Here is a 16,977-nt window from a genome sequence, read left to right as displayed (position 1 = left end):
TGGGGTGGGGACGTTCGAAATCACGTCCCGAACGCGGTCGGACGTCCCCACCCCAACCCAGTGAGGCGGCTCTTGGCCCTGTCCGGGGGACAGGGCTGCCGCCTCACTCCTAAAGGGGAGGGGCTCAGAAAGGCCAGCCTCAGACGGCATCGTACACCACCTCGAGCGTCGGCTTCGCCACATAGGCCACCCCGCGCATGTCCGCCTGGCTCGCAGGCTTCAGCGCATAATCCGCGCCCGTTACGTCCGCCGAGAACAGCCCGAGCAACCCGTCCTGGTCGAGCGGCGTCGGCCGCAGCGGCGGGGCTTCCGCGACATTGACCGCAAGCTCCTCGAACAGGCTCGCCCATTGCCCGCCGGGCTTGCCGATGATCTGGTAGTTCGCGCTCTTCTTGCGGATGTCCTCGTTCGCGGGGATCGCGGTCAGCACCGGGATGCCGACCGCGGCGGCGAACGCCTGCGCCTCGCCGGTGCCGTCGTCCTTGTTGAGGATCATCCCCGCGACGCCGACATTGCCGCCCATCTTGCGGAAATATTCGACCGCCTTGCAGACGTTGTTCGCGACATAGAGCGACTGCAGGTCGTTCGACCCGACGACGATCACCTTCTGGCACATGTCCCGCGCGATCGGCAGGCCGAACCCGCCGCATACTACGTCGCCCAGGAAGTCGAGCAGGACATAGTCGAAGCCCCATTCGTGGAACCCCAGTTTCTCGAGCGTCTCGAACCCGTGGATGATCCCGCGCCCGCCGCAGCCGCGCCCGACCTCCGGCCCGCCCAGCTCCATCGCGAACACCCCGTCGCGCTGGAAACAGACGTCCTCAATCCCGATCTCCTCGCCCGCGAGCTTCTTGCGTGAGCTGGTCTCGATGATCGTCGGCGTCGACTTGCCGCCGAACAGCAGCGAGGTGGTATCGCTCTTGGGATCGCAGCCGATCAGCAGCACGCGCTTGCCCTGCTGCGCCATCATGTAGCTGAGGTTCGCCAGCGCGAACGACTTGCCGCTGCCGCCCTTGCCGTAGATCGCGATGATCTGCGTCTCCTTTGTGACCGGGCCGGTCGGGACCGGATCCGGCTCCTGTTCGGCCTCGCGCCGCAGGGGTCCGGGATCGAACATGCTCATAGCGCTCTCCAGTCGAGGACCATCTTGACGCAATCGGGGTCGGTGAAGGCCTGCGGATAGGCGTCCATCGCCTCCCCCGCTGGGCGGGTGTGGCTGATCAGGCCGTCGAGCTCGAGCAGCCCGGTCTCGATCAGCGCAAGCACCGCGGCGATGTCCGCAGGGGTGAATTCGGCCGCGACCCGCATCCGCGCCTCGCGCAGGAATGCCGGCGGGAAGGCGAAGGACAGCCGGTCGTAGAAGCCGGCCAGCACCACCTCGCCGCCCTTGCCGAGCCGCGCGAAGGCGAGGTCGAGGATATCAGCGGTCCCGCTCGCGTCGCAGATCGTGCGATAGTCGGAGCGATCATCGTCGGCCGGGTCGATCACGCGGTAGCCGGATCCGATCCGACGCGCCGGCTGGACCTCCCACACCGTCGGCGCGCCCGCCCCCGAGGCGACCGCGATCCGCGCGATCAGCTGCCCCAATATGCCATGTCCGACGATCAGGTCGGGCGCGCCGCCGACCGCGATCGCGTGATGCGCGGTGGCGGCGAGTGCGAGCAGCACGCCGTTGCGCCCGAGCGCCGCGTCGATCGGCACCGCGCGCGCACCGGGCAGGATCACCCGCCGGGCCGCCCCCCCGAACAGGCCGCGCGCCTGGCGATAGCAATTGGCGCCGGGGACGAAGACATATTCGCCGATCCGCGCGCGCGCCTCGACGCCGGCATCGACGATCCGCCCGACCGACTCATATCCCGGGACCAGCGGATAGCCCATGCCGGGAAATTCGGGCATCCGACCGCTCCACAGCAGCCTTTCGGTACCGGTGCTGATCCCGCGCCAGTCGATCTCGACGCACAGATCGGCATCGCCCATCGGGGTGAGCGACAGCGTGCGGAGCGCAAGCCTTTCCGGCGCTTCCAGTATGACCGCCAGTGCGTCCATACGTCCGTTGCCCACCGCCCCGTCCTCCATCAGATCATGGTCGTAATCTGCTCTAGACAAATCATGTTGTCAACTTGGTTGGACACATTATCGTGTTGCGGTGATCACACAGGTGATGAGCGGCAGCGCCGTGCGCCGGGTGCGGACCTGGCCAAAGCCCACAGCGTGCAGCATCGCGCGAATCTCCGCGACACTCCGCGGTCGACCGGTGCCCATGGCGAGCAGGTAGAAGCCGAAATACGCATCGCCGGACCGCTCCGCACCCGGCGTCTGCGCCATCGGTTCGGCGATCAACAGCGTGCCGCCGGGGGGCAGTGCGGCATGGATACGACGCAGCAACGTCAGCGCCACCGCGTCGTCATGATCATGCAGGACGCGCACCAGCGTGATCAGATCATAGCCCTCGGGCAGCGGATCCGCGAGGAAATCGCCCCCGTGCAGCGTTGCGCGCGTCCCCAGCCCCGCCGAGTCGAGCCGCCCACGCGCGCGCTCGGTCACCGCGGGCAGATCGAACAGCCCGAGACCGGGCGTCGCGAACCGCGCCCCCAGCGCGCAGAGAAACGCCCCCTCGCCACCGCCGACGTCGAGCACGCGGCGATGCCGGTCGAACCGATAGGCCGCGAGTGTCTGGCCTGCGACCATCGGTTGCGACGCCGCCATCAGCGTCGAATAGGCCGAGACTGCGGCGGCATCGCCCTGCCCCGCCGACTCGGCATAATGCCAGTGATCCGACACCGCCCCGCCCCCACCCCCGCGGCGCAGCATCGCCACGGGATCGGCGAGATCGGCATAGAGCAGACGGTGATGCGCGATCATCGCGGTGATGCCGGGATTGCCGAGCAACGCCGCGCCGTCGCTGCCAAGCGCCCAGTCCGCCCCGCACGGCTCGACGAGCCGCAACGCCGCCGCACCGCGCAACAGCCGTTCGGCGCCCGCCACCGGCAGGTCGAGCTGTTCCGCGATCGTCCGCGCGTCCGCCGGGCGGCGGGTCAGCAGCGCGAGCAGCCCGGTTTCGACACAGGCCGCAAGGATCTGCGAGTAAGTGAACCCTGCGACCAGATCGAACAGTGCGCCCGCCCGACGACGCGCGATCGGCCGGCTGAGCGGAAAGCGCTGCGCCACGTGCTGGACACGCGGATCGGCGAGCAGGCGGTTGCGACAGTCCAGCCACCGCTCCCGCACATGGGCGAAAAGATGATGATACGTTTTCATGTGTCCATATTTGTGGACAGGTGTTAGCATCGCGTCAATTGGAGGATGCCGGTGTCGGATGCGGGCGTGGTGGTGATCGGGGCGGGGGTCGGTGGGCTGGTCAGCGCCGCGCTGCTCGCCGCGCAGGGCCGCACGGTAACGGTCGTCGAGGCGCAACCCGAGCCGGGGGGCAAGCTGCGCACGATCGCGGTCGACGGCGACGCGATCGACGCGGGCCCGACGGTGTTCACGCTGCGATCGGTCATGGAGGATGTCTTCGCGGCATGCGGCGACACGCTCGACCGGCACGTGACGATGCGCCCCGCCGGGCTGCTCGCCCGTCATGCCTGGGGTCCCGCCCGCCTCGACCTGTTCGCCGATCCCGCCGCGAGCGAGGACGCGATCGGCGCCTTTGCCGGCGCGGCCGATGCCCGCGGCTATCGCGCGTTCCGGGCCGAGGCGAAACGGCTGTTCACCGCGCTCGACCGGCCCTTTCTCCACGCGACACGCCCGGGGCCGCTGACGCTGGGCTGGCGGATGGGTCTGCACGGCCTTGGCGATTATTGCACGCTGCGCCCCTATACATCGCTGTGGCACGCGCTCGGCGGCTATTTCGCGGATCCGCGGCTGCGCCAGCTGTTCGCGCGCTATGCGACCTATTGCGGGGCGTCGCCGATGCAGTGCCCGGCGACGCTGATGCTGGTCGCGCATGTCGAGGCGAGCGGCGTGTGGCTGATCGACGGCGGCATGTATCGGCTCGCGCTCGCATTGGAGGCGCTTGGCCGGCAGAACGGCGTCCGCTTCCGCTACCGCGCGCCGGTCCGCGCGATCCTCTTGGAGCACGGCCGCGCCGCCGGGGTCATGTTCGAGGACGGCGAGCGCATCGCCGCGTCGGCGGTGATCTGCAACGCCGATCCCGCCGCGATCGCCGTCGGCCGGTTCGGCGCCGCGGTCCGTCACGCGGTCGCCCCCGTCCCAGCCGCGCACCGATCGCTCAGCGCGATGGTGTGGACCGGACACGTGCAGGCCGAGGGCTTTCCGCTCGCCCGCCACACCGTCTTCTTCTCGGACGACTATCCGGCAGAATTCGCCGCGCTGTCGGCGGGTCGCGCCGCCGCCCGGCCGAGCGTCTATGTCTGCGCGCAGGATCGCAGCGACAGCGGCGACGACGACCGCCGCGGCGCGCGCGCCCCGGCCCGCCCCGAACGCGTGCAGATCATCGTCAACGCGCCGCCCACCGGCGACGGACCGGACACCAGCCAGGAGGAGATCGCGACATGGACGAGGCGCATGCTCGAGGGCGTTTCGCAGGCGGGACTTTCGCTCGATCTGGCGCCCTCGACCGTCATGACGACGCCGCACGCGTTCGAGGCACTGTGTCCCTCGACGGGTGGAGCCCTTTATGGACGGGCCTCGCACGGGTGGGCGGCGTCCTTCCGCCGGCAGGGCAGCCGGACTCGGATCCCTGGGCTCTATTGCGCGGGCGGGAGCACCCACCCCGGCGCGGGCGTCCCGATGGCGGCGCTTTCCGGCCGGCTAGCCGTCGACTGCCTGCTCAGGGACCACGCTTCGACGTTCGTGTCGATGCCCAGGGCTATGCCTGGTGGTATGTCGACGCGACCAGCGCGGACGGCGCCCATGGGCTGACGATCATCGCCTTCATCGGCAGCGTCTTCTCGCCCTATTACAAGCTCAGCGGGCGCAAGACCCCCGAAAACCACTGTGCGATCAACGTCGCGCTGACCGGCCCGCGCGGCAGCGCCTGGGCGATGACCGAACGTCCCGCGCACCGTGTCGACCGGGGCACCGATCATTTCGTGGTGGGCCCGAGCAGCCTCAGCTGGGACGGCGACACGCTGGTGATCGAGATCCGCGAGCGATCCGCGCCGCTGCCCTACCCTGTGCGCGGCACGATCCGCGTCAGCCCCGCGATGATCGGCACCACCGCCTTCGCGCTCGATCCGGGCGGGCGGCATCGCTGGCATCCGGTGGCACCGCGCGCGCAGGTCGAGGTCGCGATGACGCATCCCGGCGTCCGCTGGTCGGGCCCCGGCTATTTCGATTCGAACTTCGGCGACGAACCGCTCGAGGCGGGGTTCGACGACTGGCACTGGTCGCGCGCGCATCTGAAAAGCGACGTCGCGGTGCTGTACGAGGGGCGACGCCGCGACGGCACGCCGTTCGACCTCGCGCTCAAATTCGATGCGCAGGGCCGGTGGCACGACGTCGTCCAGCCCGCCCCGGCGGCCCTGCCGCGGACCGGCTGGCTCATAAAGCGCGCGACGCGGGCCGATGCGGGACATCGCGCGCGCGTGGTGAAGACGTGGATCGACGCCCCCTTCTATGCCCGTTCCGCGCTCGCCACGCGACTGTTCGGCGAGGAGGTACGCGCGGTGCATGAAAGCCTCGCGCTCGGTCGCTTCCGGTCACCGATCGTCCAGTCGATGCTCCCCTACCGGATGCCCCGCGCCTTCTGGTGAAGCGGCGTCGGGCGGTGTCAGGGAGTCTCTGGCGACCTTGTCCTTCGCGATCGCCCGATTGACCGAGACGAGCTGCCACACGCAGAAGATGATGACCGGCGCGCCCGCGATCATCAGGTCGAGCAGGCCGAGAACACCGGTCATATATGGGCCTCCATGTATTGCCGGACGATCGCCGCGACCTCTTCGGGGCGTTCCTCATGCGCGAGATGGCCGAGCCCGTGCAGCGTCTCGAGCCGCCCGTCACCGACCGCCGCCGCCGCCTCGCGCGCATTCGACAGCGGGATCGCCCGGTCGGCGTCGCCATGCACAAGCAGCACCGGCGTCTTCAACCGCGCCAGATCCCGCCGCAATCCGACCAGATCCCAGGCCGCCATCATGCCGATCGCGCCCGCGCACTGCGCCGACGTGCCGAGCAATGCCGCATAACAGGCCACGCCCGCATCATCGATCCGCGATCCGGTCGACCGGTACAGGAACCGACCCGTCTCGCCCGGGGTGCGGGCGATCCGCGCGAAGAGATGCGGCGCGATCGGATTGACGAACAGCGCGCGCGCCATCGTCGGGAACAGTGTCGCGGCCAACCCCGGAAAGGGCAACAGCGCGGCGCTCAAGCCGATGATCGCCGCGGGGGACGCCCTGCCGTCGATCGCCAGCCGCGCCGCGATCGCCGCCCCCGCCGAATGACCGATGATCACCTGCGGCGCGACCTCCACCGCACCGAGCAACGTCGCGACCGCGCCCGCCATGCCCGCGATCGACAGGCCGCCGACCGGGCGGCCGGTGGTGAAGCCATGCCCGGGCAGGTCGACGGCGACGACGTGGTAGTGCTGGCCGAGCAACGGTGCGAGCGTCCGCCAGCTATGCGTCGCCGCGCCGGTACCGTGGAGCAGCAGGATCGTCGCGGGCACGCCCTGGTCCGCAGACGCATCGGGCGCAAAGGTCTGGACATGCCAGCGCAGGCCACCGGCCGTGACAAAGCGGCTGGCGGCGCGATTTGGCCAGTCGCGACCCTCGACGCTCCAGCGCGGCGCGCTCATGCGGGCTGCACCGCGCGGACCGCCGCGTGCATCCGCGCCGCATCCGCGCGCGGCAGCGGCAGATAGCGCGCCTGCATCGCCGCGGCGAGCGCCGCGCCCTCGGGTCCCGGCCGCGCGGAGATGTCGAGGAATGCCGCGGCGATTCCTGCACGGCCGAGCGCGGTGGCGGCGGCGCTCGCGTCCGCGGCGGCGACGCTGCGCACCGCCCGGCCATCCGCGGCGATGTTCGCGCGCCCGTCGGTCAGCAGGACGACGAACGGCGTCTGGCCGCGCGCGCGTGCCGCATCGGCGACGTCGATCGCGGCGCGCAGTCCGGCCGCAAGTGGCGTGCCACCCCCGCCCGGCAGCTCGGCGAGCGACCGCCGCGCGCGTGCCAGCGACCGGGTCGGCGGGAGCAGCACGGTCGCGCCGCTGCCCCGGAACGCGATAAGTGCGACCTGCGCGCGCTGCACATAGGAGTCGGCCAGCAGCAGCTCGACTGCGCCCTTCGCCTCCGCGAGTCGTGACAGCGCGGCGGATCCCGACGCGTCGACGACGAAGATCGTGACCGATTCCGCGCGCGTCTCGAACCGGCGGATCCGCAGGTCGTCGCGGCGGACCAGCACCCGCGACAGGCTGTCCGCCGTGCGCCGCAGCCGCTGCCAAGGCGCGGCCGCGCGCAGCGTGTCGATCAGGCTCAGGCGCTGCCCCCCGCCCGGCACACCCGGGCGCACCCCGACGGGCCGACCGCGCGCCGGCGATCGACGCCGCTCGCCCGCGCCGCGTGAAGCGCGCGTCCTGCCGCGCCGGACGCCACCCGCCGCGATCTGCGCCAGCACATCCTTCGGCAGCGCCGCGAGCGCGGCCTCCAGCACGACGTCGTCGAGCGGCCGGGTTTCTCCGTCCGGCTGGTCGCGATCCCCCGCGTCCGGCGGCGGCGCGTCAGGCGGCTGCGGCTCGGGCGGCGGCGAGTCGTCGGGTTGCTCGGCCGGCAGCCGCGTCGCGCGCGGCGCGAGCACCAGCCGCGCGGCGAGCATCAGATCCTCGTCGCCGATCGCATCGCGCCCCGCACACCGCGCCGCGGCCCGCGCCGCGCGCAACGCGAACAGCGGCGCACGCGCGGTCTCGATGCCCAGCGCCGCCGCGGTCGCGACCAGCGTTGCAAGGACCGCGTCGGGCGTCTGCGGCGTGCCCGCGTCCCCGAAATCTTCCCCGCCCTGCATCGCCGCCACGGGCTTCGCGTCGTGCAGGTCGATGCGAAACGCGAGCCGTTCGAGCAGCGCCGCCGGCGGGCACTCGTCGGGACCGTCCCCGTCGTCGAGCGCCACGACAAGGGCTCGCCCGACGCCACCGCCGTCCATCGCCGCGACGATCCGCCCCGCCACCGCATCGGACAGCCGGTCCGCCATCGCCAGCACCAGCACCCCGCCCGCCGCCTCGACGAACAGCCCCGCGCGCTGCACCGCCCGCCCCTGAGCCAGCGTCGCAACCAGATCCAGCCCGCCGAACAGCCGGTCGTCATCGACATGGACCGGCACCCGCCGCAGCGGCGCATCGGCCGGCAGATGCGACCGCAGCGCCGCGATCACCGCATCGCGCAGCTCGCCGCCGCCGCGCAGCGCGATGCCGCCAAGCCCGGGATCGACAGCACAGAGCCGCGCCGCGATCAGCGCATCGGCCAGCGGATCCGGCGCCCCCGCTGCCCGCCCGGTCACCCCGCCACCTCCTCCAGCGCACGCAGGATCCGCGCGGTCGACCCGGTCTCGTCGAGCACGTTGCGCCGCAACCGGTGGCGCAGCGCCATCGGCGCGATCGTCGCGACATGCGCCTGTGTCACCTCCGACACCGCCTCGAGCGCCGCGAGCGCCCGCGCCGCCCGCATCAGCGTCAGTTCGCCGCGCAACCCGTCAGCCCCGACCGCGATACACAGCCGCGACGCGAAGGCGAGCACCGCATCGGGCAGCACGACCATCGGCAACCCCGCCCGCCCGCGCGCGATCGCCGCCAGCGTCGCACGCTCGTCCGCCGCCCAGTGCTCGACGAACGCCGCCGGCGACCGCTCGAACGCATCGCAGCGCCGGAGGATCTCGACGCGCTGGTCCAGATCCTGCGGCGTGCGGACCTCGACCGACAGCCCGAACCGGTCGAGCAGCTGCGGCCGCAATTCGCCCTCTTCGGGATTGCCGCTGCCGACCAGCACGAACCGCGCCGGGTGGCGGACGCTCAGCCCCTCGCGCTCGACGACATTCTCGCCCGAGGCGGCGACGTCGAGCAGCAGGTCGACGATATGATCCTCGAGCAGATTGACCTCGTCGATATACAGGAAACCGCCATTGGCGCGCGCGAGCAGCCCCGGCTCGAACGCCTTGACCCCTGCCCCCAGCGCGCGTTCGAGATCGAGCGCGCCGACCACCCGGTCCTCGGTCGCGCCGAGCGGCAGGTCGACGAACGGCACCGGCACCTGCCCGCTGCGCGGCGTTCCGTCCTGATACCCCGCCTGGTCGGCGCGCACCGGCGGCAGCAGCGCGGCGAGCGCGCGCACCGCGGTCGACTTGCCCGTGCCGCGATCGCCGAACACCATCACCCCGCCGATCCGCGCATCGACCGCCGCGATCAGCAGTGCGCGTTTCATCTCGTCCTGACCGACGATCGCCGAAAAGGGGAAAGACACGCGCATGCCAAAGGTGTAACACGCATTGGACACTCGGCAAGATGGACAATGTGATGCTTAACCCGATTGTCGTGAGCGGCAGTGCCGCCATCGCGCTTTGCGTCGTCGGCGGACTGATGACGCCGATCGGCCCCTGGTACCGCACGCTGCGCAAGCCGCGGTTGCAGCCGCCGAACTGGCTGTTCGGTCCCGCCTGGACGATCATCCTCGGCCTGGCCGCCTGGTCCGCGTCGATCGCCTGGACCGCCGCGCCCGACGCCGCGACCCGCGCGGAGGTGGTCACGCTGTTTGCGGTCAACGCGGTCTTCCACCTGCTGTGGAGCCCGCTCTTCTTCCGCGCCCGGCGCCCCGACTGGGCGCTGATCGAGGTCGTGTTTCTCTGGGCGTCGCTGGTCGCGCTGGTCGTCGGGCTGTGGCCGATCGACCGCTTCGCGAGCCTGTTGATCGCGCCCTATCTCTTGTGGGTCAGCTTTGCGGCCTGGCTCAACTGGGCGATCGTGCGGCTGAACCGGCCGTTCGGACTCGCCGCCCAACGATACCCCGCATGACGAGGATATACGCCACCCCCTGAACGGAGAGCAGATCATGGCCACCCATCCGCACAGCTTCATCGCGCCAGCACCCGCCATCCCCGAGATCCGCGAGATCGGCACCGCCGACCTTCGCTGGGCCCTCGCCGAGGGGTGGAAGGACTTTCTCGCCAAGCGCGGCGACCTGATCGTGATCGGCCTGCTCTACCCGATCGTCTGCTTGGTCGCCGCGGTGGTGACGTACAACGCGCCACTGCTCCCGCTGTTCTTCCCGCTGGTCGCCGGGCTCTCGATCCTCGGCCCCGCCGCCGCCTCGGGCTTCTACGAACTCGCGCGCCGCCGTGAAGAGGGGCGCGACTCGAGCTGGTGGCATTTCCTCGATCCGCTCAACGGGCGCAGCCGCCTGCCGCTCGCGATCCTCACCGCCGGCCTCGCCGCCCTCATGGTCGGATGGCTGGCGACGGCCTATGCGGTCTATGACCTGACCTTCGGTGCGACCGCGCCGCTGCGGATCGGCGACGTCGCGGGCCGCCTGTTCACCACGCAGGAGGGGTGGACGCTGATCCTGCTCGGCAATCTGGCGGGCGCACCCTTCGCGATCGCCACGCTGGTCTTCGCGCTGGTCGCGTTCCCGATGGTGGTCGATCAGCCGGTCGATGCAGGCCTTGCGCTGCGCACCTCGCTCGCGGCGGCGCGACGAAACCCGCGTGCGGTGTTCGGCTGGGGTGCGCGCGTCGCCGGGCTGCTGGTCCTCGGGCTGATCCCGCTCGCGATCGGGCTGGCGGTCGTGCTGCCCTGGCTCGGCTATGCGACCTGGCACCTCTATACGCGTCTGGTCGTCCGCTGACGCACCCCCGCGCCGCGCCCGGTGCAGCAGCACCCGGCGCGGCGCGGTCGCCCTCAAGCCCGCGTCGGGCGCGGTCCGGGGTGGTACGATGGCGGACGATCCGCCTTCGCCGTGCCGAAGCGTGACGGCTTTTCCCCCATCACGAAGGCGAGCTCGCCACCCCGGGCGAGGTCCGCGTGCCCGATCCAGTTCTTCGTCCAGGGCTTGCCGTTCCACCGCACCGACTGGACATAGGGCGCCTGTGGACCATTGCCCGACGCGGTGATCCTGAGCGTCTTGCCGCCGCCGAGCGCGACCTCCGCGGCGTCGAACAGCGGCGAGCCGAACACATAGACTGCGCTGACCGGATCGACCGGGTAGAGGCCGAGCGCGGAGAAGATGAACCACGCGCTCGTCTGCCCGCAATCGTCGTTGCCGATGACCCCATCGGGATCCGCCTTGTACATCTCGGTGCACAGCCGCCGGACCATCGCCTGCGTCTTCCACGGCGCACCGGCATAGGCATACATGTACGCGGCATGCTGGTCGGGTTCGTTGCCATGCGCATATTGGCCGACCAGCCCCGAAATGTCGGGCGGCGCATTCTTGGGCAATGTCGACGGCGCGACGAACAGCGCGTCGAGCTTCTTCACGAACCCGGCATCGCCGCCGAACAGGTCGATCAGTCCGTAGATATCGTGCTGGTTGAGGAACGTCGCCTGCCAGCCATTCGCCTCGGTATAATCGCGGTGCTTGTCCGGGTTGTGGCCAAGCTGGATCGGATCATAGTCCGCCCACCAGGTCCCGTCGGCGAAGCGCGGCCGTGCAAAGCCGATCTTCGGATCGATGACGTTGCGGTAGTTGAGGCTGCGCTTGCGCAACGCCTGCGCGTCGGCGGAGGCGCCCGCTGCGTCCGCGAGCACCGCCATCGCCCAGTCGTCATACGCATATTCCTGCGTCCGGCTGACCGACTCCCAGACCTTGTCGGCGGGGATGTAGCCGAGGTCGTAATAATAGCCGCGGCCGAGCGTGCTTTCGAGATCGCGGAAGGTGCGGTCGAACGCGCGGCGGCGGATCTGCGGCCACGCGGCGGCATAATCGGCCTTAACGCCCTTCACGCACGCCTCGGCCAGCACCGACACCGAATGCCAGCCGATCATGCAGGCGGTTTCGACACCCTGGAGCGGCCAGACCGGCGAACCCGCCGGGCTCTGGATCGTCTGGCGGACCAGATCGCGCGTGAACTGCGCGGCCTTGTCGGGCTGGACCAGATTGAGCAGCGGGTGCAGCGCGCGGTACGTGTCCCACAGGGAATAGGTGCTGTACGCGGTGTCGCCCGCCGCCGCTGTGTGCACCTTGCGGTCGAGCCCGACATAGCGGCCATCGCGGTCGGTGAAGAGCGTCGGCGACAGGAACGTATGGTACAGCGCGCTCGCCATGATCGTGCGCTGATCGGCCGTACCGCCCTCGACGCGGATACAGTCGAGCTGCGTCTGCCAGGTCCGCGCCGCCGCGCGCCGGACGCTGTCGAACCGCCAGCCCGGGGCCTCGCCCGCCAGCGCGGCCTTGGCGCCCGCGACGTCGACCGCGGAGATGCCCGTCTTGATCAGGATCGGTTCGCCGCCCGCCTGGTCGAAGAACAGCGCGACCTTCAGCCGGTTGCCGGTGATCGCCTTCGCGCCCGCGGGTGCCGGTTTGTCGTCGTCGCCGAAGAACTCGACACGGTCGGGGCGGCGCGACAGCTGCATCGCGAAATGGATCCGCCGACCCTTCGCCCAGCGGTGGACGCGGCGGCTGCCGGTCAGCATGCCGTCGGGCGACAGCGCCAGCGACGCCTCGTCGATCAGCACACCCTTGTCCCAGACGTCGAGGATCATGTGCGCGAAGTCGATCAGGATGTGCCCCGCGCCCTGCGGGAAGGTATAGCGGTGATGCCCCGTCCGCTCGGTCACGGTCAGCTCGGCGAGCACGCCCGATTCGAGCTTCACGCGGTAATAGCCGGGCTCGGCCAGCTCATCGGAGAAGCGCTGGCGATAGCCGTCCTGCGGCTTGTCGAGCGCACCGGGTTTCAGCTTCAGCGGCCCGCGCGTCGGGACGACGAGGACGTCGAGCATGTCGCCGATTCCCGTCCCCGACAGATGCGTGTGGCTGAACCCCATGATCGAGCCGTCATCCTGGTGATAGCCCGAGCACGCGTCCCAGCGGCTGTTGTCGGTATCGGGGCCGAGCTGGACCATCCCGAACGGCAGCGACGGCCCGGGATAGGTGTGGCCGTGCCCGCCCGTGCCGATGAACAGATCGGGCTTGCCCGCGGTCGGGCGCTTGCCCTGCGCGGTGGCAGCGGCGGCGGGCAGCACGCCCGCAAGGCCGGCAAGCCCGGTGGTGGCGAGCACCTGGCGGCGGTTGGCGGTGGTCATGTGTCTCTCCCGTGGGTCCATGTCAGTAGCGCGCGGCGAGCAAGCCGGGCTTGCGGCGCTCGAGGTCGAGGATCAGCTCGCCGAACAGCCCGTTGGCCCAGGCGAACCAGCTGCGCGTGAATTTCGTCGGATCATCCTTGTGAAAGGATTCGTGCATGAAGCCCGTGCCGCCATGCGTCGTCTTCAGCCAGGTCAGGCACTGGCGGATCACGGCGTCGTCATCGCTGTTCATCGCATGCGTGACGATCGACATCGGCCAGATCATGTCGAGGCCGATATGCGGCCCGCCGATCCCCTGCGCGGCCTTGCCGGCAAAGAAATAGGGGTTGCGATCGCTCCAGGCGAGCGCGGCGGTGCGGCGGAACAGCGGGTCGGCGCGGTCCGCCGCGCCGAGCAGCGGCAGGCCCGACAGGCTCGGCACGTTGGCGTCGTCCATGAAGATCGCATTGCCGAAGCCGTCGACCTCATAGGCCCAGACCTCGCCGCCCTGCCCGTCGGGCATCCGGCCATGCGCGCGCAGCGCCGCCTCGACCTCGGTCGCCAGCGCCTCGCTGTCCGCCGCGCCCGCGGTATCGCCGCGCGCCTCGCGCTGGACCGTCGCCAGCATGCGCAGCGCCGAAATCGCGAACAGGTTGGACGGGATCAGGAAGGGGTAGAGGCACGCATCGTCCGACGGGCGGAACATCGAATGGATCAGCCCGACCTTGCGCGTCGGTGCGCCGTATCCCTCGAACATCAGCGTCTCGGTCGGCGAGACGTTCAGCCGCTGGAAATGATACGGGCCCTTGCCGTCCTTGCGCTGCTGTTCGCGGAAGGTCGCGACCGCACGGACCATCGCCTGCGCCCACAGGTCGTCGAACGGCGTCTTGTCGCGCGTCGCGGTCCAGTAGCCGTGCGCGAGCCGCATCGGGTAGCAGAGCGAGTCGATCTCCCATTTCCGCTCGGCGACGCCCGGCTTCATCTCGGTCTGGTCGGTCCGCGCGCCCAGGTTCGATTTCGCGGTCGGGTCGTCCATGAACGCGTTGGCGTACGGGTCGATCAGGATACAGCGCGCCTGCCGAGCGATCAGCCCGACAAAGACCCGGCGCAGGCCCGCATCCTTGGGTGCGAGATGGACATAGGTCTGCATCTGCGCCGAGCTGTCGCGCAGCCACAGCGCCTCGATATCGCCGGTGATGACGAACGCGTCGGGCTTGCCGTCGACCATGCCCAGCCGGACCGTGGTGTCGAGCGTGTTGGGGTAGCAATTCTCGAACAGCCAGGCGAGCTCGGGGTCGGCGATCTTCGCCTTCACGCGGGCGATCTCGGCCTCGACCGCAGCGCTGACGAAGCGACGCTCGCCACGCGGCGGGCGCTTGCTCGCCAGCGGCGCGGCGACCGCCCCACCGGGCAGCGCGGTGGCCAGCGCGAACGCCGCCGCACCCGTCATCACGTCGCGGCGGCGGGGGGTGAAGCGCGCGCCGCTCATGGCTTGGCCACCGGTGCGCTCATCGAGAAGGGCGCCGCACTGCTGGCCGCCCCCCATTTGCGGTTCGGCGTTGCCCCCATGACGAAGCGCAGCGTACCCCCCTTCTGCAGCGCCTCGCGCGTCAGCCAGGGCTTGTCGTGCGGCGTGCCGTTGAAGCTCGCCGACTGGATATAGATATTGCCCGGCCCGTTGTTCGCCGCCTCGATCGTCAGCCTCTTGCCGCCCGGCATCGTCAGTTTGACGGTGCGGAACAGCGGGCTGCCGATCGCATATTGGCCGACCGCGGGCGTGACCGGATAAAAGCCGAGCGCGGAGAACACGTACCAGGCCGAGGTCTGGCCGTTATCCTCGTCGCCCGGATAGCCGTCGGGCGTCGGCGCGTAGAGCTTCCTCATCACGTCGCGGACATGATATTGCGTCTTCCACGGCGCCCCCGCCCAGTCATAGAGATAGGGCATGTGCTGGATCGGCTGGTTGCCATGCGCATATTGGCCCATGTCGACGATCTGCATCTCGCGGATTTCGTGGATCGTCTGCCCGTAATAGCTGTCGTCGAAGATCGGCGGCGTGGTGAAGACCGAATCGAGCCGCTTCACGAACGCCTCCTTGCCCCCCATCAGGTCGGCGAGCCCCTGTACGTCCTGCATCACCGACCAGCTGTAATGCAGCGCATTGCCCTCGGTGAACGCGTCGCCCCATTTATACGGGTTGAAGGGGGTCGACCAACTGCCGTCCTGGTTGCGCCCGCGCATCCACCCGCTCTGCGTGTCGTAGAGCTTGCGGTAATTCTGCGCCCGCGCGGCATAGAGCTTGGCATCCTCGGTCTTGCCGAGCGCACTCGCCAGCCGCGAGATCGAGAAGTCGGCGGTCGCATATTCGAGGCTGCGCGCGGCATTCTCGTTGATGCCGACGTCATAGGGCACATAGCCCAGCCGGTTGTAATATTCGACGCCCTCGCGCCCGACCGCGCCGACGACCTCGCCCTTCTTGTCGACCGGACGCCCTTGGGAGGTGGTCGCGTTCTTGACCATCGCCTCGTACAACGTCTCGACGTCGAACCCGCGCACGCCGTTCAGATACGCGTCGGCGATCAGGTTCGCCGAGTTCGACCCGATCATCACGTCGCGGTGGCCGGGGCTCGCCCATTCGGGCAGCCAGCCGGACTCCTTGTAGGTGTTGACCAGCCCCTGCATGATCTCGCTGTCGCGCTCGGGATACATCAGCGCGAAGAACGGGAAGACCGCGCGCCACGTGTCCCAGAAGCCGTTGTCGGTATAGAGAAAGCCCGGATGCACCTTGCCGTCATAGGGGCTGTAATGGACCGTTTGGCCCTTGGCATCGACCTCGTGGAACATGCGCGGGAACTGCAGCATGCGGTACAGCGCGGAGTAGAAGGTGCGCCGGTTGTCGATGTCGGGATCGCTCACCTCGATCCGGTCGAACTCGCGTTGCCAGACCGCCTTCGCCTTGGCCTTGGTCTGCTCGAAGCCATCGCCGCCGATCTCGCCGCGCAAATTGCGCTCGGCCTGGTCGAGGCTGATGAACGACGACGCGACCTTGACGCCGACCTGCTCGCCCTTGCGCGTCTTGAAGCTGACGACCGCGCCGACATGATCGCCCTCGCGCACCGGCGTCGCGGCGATCTGGCCGTTATCGTCCCAGGTTCGGCTGACGGTGAAGGCGTGGTCGAATTCGGCGACGAAGTAATTGTGGAAATTGCCGGGCACGCCGCCGTGATTGTTGCGGACATAGCCGGTGATCCGACGCTTGACCGGGTCGACCGACACCATCGATCCGCCCGCATAGCCGTCGAGGATGATGTGCGCGTCGTCGCTTTCGGGGAAGGTGAAGCGGAACTGCGCGGCGCGGTTGGTCGGTGCGACCTCCGCGGTCACGTCGTAATCGGCGAGATAGACCTTGTAGCTATAGGGCCGGCTCTCCTCCGCCTTGTGGCTGTACCACGAGGCGCGTTCGTCCGCCTTGACCTTCAGCGCGCCGGTCGTCGCCATCAGCGCGAACGCGGCATAATCGTTCATCCACGGGCTGGGCTGGTGCGTCTGCTTGATGCCGTTGATCTTGTTGCCGTCATAGGTGTAGCCCCAGCCGCTGCCGGGCTTGCCCGTCACCGGCGTCCAGAAGTTCATCCCCCACGGTACCGCGACCGCGGGATAGGTGTTGCCGTAGGACAGCGTATAGTCGGAATCGGTGCCCATCAGCGGGTTGACGAGGTCGACCGACGGCTGCGCGTCGGCGCTGGCCGCAGCCTGTGCCGACAGCGGCATCGGTGCGACGAGCGCGATCGACGCGACCGCCGCCACCGTGCCGCGCA

General features: G+C 69.8%; 14 protein-coding genes. 4 read left to right on the top strand and 10 right to left on the bottom strand.

The genetic code is table 11. The features are described from left to right. Positions 1–139: 139 nt before the first annotated feature. The 3 genes from IFT71_RS16430 to IFT71_RS16420 form a co-directional block, all read right to left on the bottom strand. On the bottom strand, positions 140–1,123 hold the full coding sequence (locus IFT71_RS16430) for a chlorophyllide a reductase iron protein subunit X (protein ID WP_192142220.1): 984 nt from the start codon (positions 1,121–1,123) through the stop codon (positions 140–142). Continuing rightward, positions 1,120–2,046, bottom strand: a complete 927-nt coding sequence (gene bchC / locus IFT71_RS16425; RefSeq protein WP_192142417.1) for a chlorophyll synthesis pathway protein BchC — start codon at positions 2,044–2,046, stop codon at positions 1,120–1,122. The genes IFT71_RS16430 and bchC overlap by 4 nt, the downstream gene beginning before the upstream one ends. 87 nt (positions 2,047–2,133) lie before the next feature. Next, complete coding sequence (locus tag IFT71_RS16420; protein WP_192142219.1) at positions 2,134–3,258, bottom strand: methyltransferase; 1,125 nt, start codon at positions 3,256–3,258, stop codon at positions 2,134–2,136. Between the two features lie 51 nt (positions 3,259–3,309). Between IFT71_RS16420 and crtD the strand changes: the two genes are divergently transcribed. Together crtD and IFT71_RS16410 are read left to right on the top strand one after the other, a co-directional pair. Continuing rightward, positions 3,310–4,884, top strand: a complete 1,575-nt coding sequence (crtD, locus tag IFT71_RS16415) for a 1-hydroxycarotenoid 3,4-desaturase CrtD (protein ID WP_342212680.1) — start codon at positions 3,310–3,312, stop codon at positions 4,882–4,884. Further along, positions 4,785–5,717 carry a hydratase gene (locus IFT71_RS16410; protein ID WP_342212684.1) on the top strand — a complete coding sequence of 311 codons (933 nt, stop codon included), beginning with the start codon at positions 4,785–4,787 and terminating at the stop codon, positions 5,715–5,717. Before crtD ends, IFT71_RS16410 begins: the two co-directional genes overlap by 100 nt. Here IFT71_RS16410 and IFT71_RS16405 read toward each other — a convergent pair. Genes IFT71_RS16405 through IFT71_RS16390 form a run of 4 tightly spaced genes read right to left on the bottom strand, consistent with a single transcriptional unit; the run spans position 5,664 to position 9,413 of the window. Then, a complete protein-coding gene (locus IFT71_RS16405; RefSeq protein ID WP_192099006.1) occupies positions 5,664–5,861 on the bottom strand; it encodes a hypothetical protein in 198 nt (65 codons plus the stop codon). The genes IFT71_RS16410 and IFT71_RS16405 overlap by 54 nt on opposite strands. Beyond that, positions 5,858–6,757, bottom strand: a complete 900-nt coding sequence (bchO, locus tag IFT71_RS16400; RefSeq protein WP_192142216.1) for an alpha/beta fold hydrolase BchO — start codon at positions 6,755–6,757, stop codon at positions 5,858–5,860. The genes IFT71_RS16405 and bchO overlap by 4 nt, the downstream gene beginning before the upstream one ends. Beyond that, positions 6,754–8,451, bottom strand: coding sequence for a magnesium chelatase subunit D (locus IFT71_RS16395; RefSeq protein WP_342212679.1), 1,698 nt, complete (start codon positions 8,449–8,451; stop codon positions 6,754–6,756). Before IFT71_RS16395 ends, bchO begins: the two co-directional genes overlap by 4 nt. Continuing rightward, complete coding sequence (locus tag IFT71_RS16390) at positions 8,448–9,413, bottom strand: ATP-binding protein (RefSeq protein WP_192142215.1); 966 nt, start codon at positions 9,411–9,413, stop codon at positions 8,448–8,450. Before IFT71_RS16390 ends, IFT71_RS16395 begins: the two co-directional genes overlap by 4 nt. Before the next feature lie 47 nt (positions 9,414–9,460). Between IFT71_RS16390 and IFT71_RS16385 the strand changes: the two genes are divergently transcribed. After that, the gene (locus tag IFT71_RS16385; protein WP_192142214.1) at positions 9,461–9,955 is read left to right on the top strand and encodes a TspO/MBR family protein; all 495 of its coding nucleotides are present in this window, start codon (positions 9,461–9,463) and stop codon (positions 9,953–9,955) included. Between the two features lie 37 nt (positions 9,956–9,992). After that, complete coding sequence (locus IFT71_RS16380; RefSeq protein WP_107934391.1) at positions 9,993–10,784, top strand: DUF2189 domain-containing protein; 792 nt, start codon at positions 9,993–9,995, stop codon at positions 10,782–10,784. 53 nt (positions 10,785–10,837) lie between these two features. Here the strand turns inward: IFT71_RS16380 and IFT71_RS16375 are convergent, their stop codons facing one another. Genes IFT71_RS16375 through IFT71_RS16365 form a run of 3 tightly spaced genes read right to left on the bottom strand, consistent with a single transcriptional unit; the run spans position 10,838 to position 16,930 of the window. Then, positions 10,838–13,180 (bottom strand): GH92 family glycosyl hydrolase, encoded by a 2,343-nt coding sequence (locus tag IFT71_RS16375; RefSeq protein ID WP_192142213.1) that lies wholly within the window; start codon positions 13,178–13,180, stop codon positions 10,838–10,840. Positions 13,181–13,202: 22 nt separating this feature from the next. Continuing rightward, positions 13,203–14,648: a glycoside hydrolase family 125 protein gene (locus IFT71_RS16370; protein ID WP_244655002.1), complete on the bottom strand. Its 1,446-nt coding sequence runs from the start codon at positions 14,646–14,648 to the stop codon at positions 13,203–13,205. Further along, positions 14,645–16,930, bottom strand: coding sequence for a GH92 family glycosyl hydrolase (locus IFT71_RS16365; RefSeq protein WP_192142413.1), 2,286 nt, complete (start codon positions 16,928–16,930; stop codon positions 14,645–14,647). Before IFT71_RS16365 ends, IFT71_RS16370 begins: the two co-directional genes overlap by 4 nt. Positions 16,931–16,977: the final 47 nt, after the last annotated feature.

This window comes from Sphingomonas sp. CFBP 13733 (assembly GCF_014841795.1).
GTDB classification, from domain to species: Bacteria; Pseudomonadota; Alphaproteobacteria; order Sphingomonadales; family Sphingomonadaceae; genus Sphingomonas; species Sphingomonas aerolata.
Note: the sequence above shows the minus strand (reverse complement) of the source record. Positions and strands in the feature narration are given on the sequence as shown.

Coding starts and splice junctions, on each gene's coding strand:
- IFT71_RS16430 (WP_192142220.1), bottom strand. CDS start 1,123: ATGAGCATGTTCGATCCCGGACCCCTGCGGCGCGAGGCCGAACAGGAG.
- bchC (WP_192142417.1), bottom strand. CDS start 2,046: ATGGACGCACTGGCGGTCATACTGGAAGCGCCGGAAAGGCTTGCGCTC.
- IFT71_RS16420 (WP_192142219.1), bottom strand. CDS start 3,258: ATGAAAACGTATCATCATCTTTTCGCCCATGTGCGGGAGCGGTGGCTG.
- IFT71_RS16405 (WP_192099006.1), bottom strand. CDS start 5,861: ATGACCGGTGTTCTCGGCCTGCTCGACCTGATGATCGCGGGCGCGCCG.
- bchO (WP_192142216.1), bottom strand. CDS start 6,757: ATGAGCGCGCCGCGCTGGAGCGTCGAGGGTCGCGACTGGCCAAATCGC.
- IFT71_RS16390 (WP_192142215.1), bottom strand. CDS start 9,413: ATGCGCGTGTCTTTCCCCTTTTCGGCGATCGTCGGTCAGGACGAGATG.
- IFT71_RS16385 (WP_192142214.1), top strand. CDS start 9,461: ATGCTTAACCCGATTGTCGTGAGCGGCAGTGCCGCCATCGCGCTTTGC.
- IFT71_RS16380 (WP_107934391.1), top strand. CDS start 9,993: ATGGCCACCCATCCGCACAGCTTCATCGCGCCAGCACCCGCCATCCCC.
- IFT71_RS16375 (WP_192142213.1), bottom strand. CDS start 13,180: ATGACCACCGCCAACCGCCGCCAGGTGCTCGCCACCACCGGGCTTGCC.
- IFT71_RS16370 (WP_244655002.1), bottom strand. CDS start 14,648: ATGAGCGGCGCGCGCTTCACCCCCCGCCGCCGCGACGTGATGACGGGT.
- IFT71_RS16365 (WP_192142413.1), bottom strand. CDS start 16,930: ATGCCGCTGTCGGCACAGGCTGCGGCCAGCGCCGACGCGCAGCCGTCG.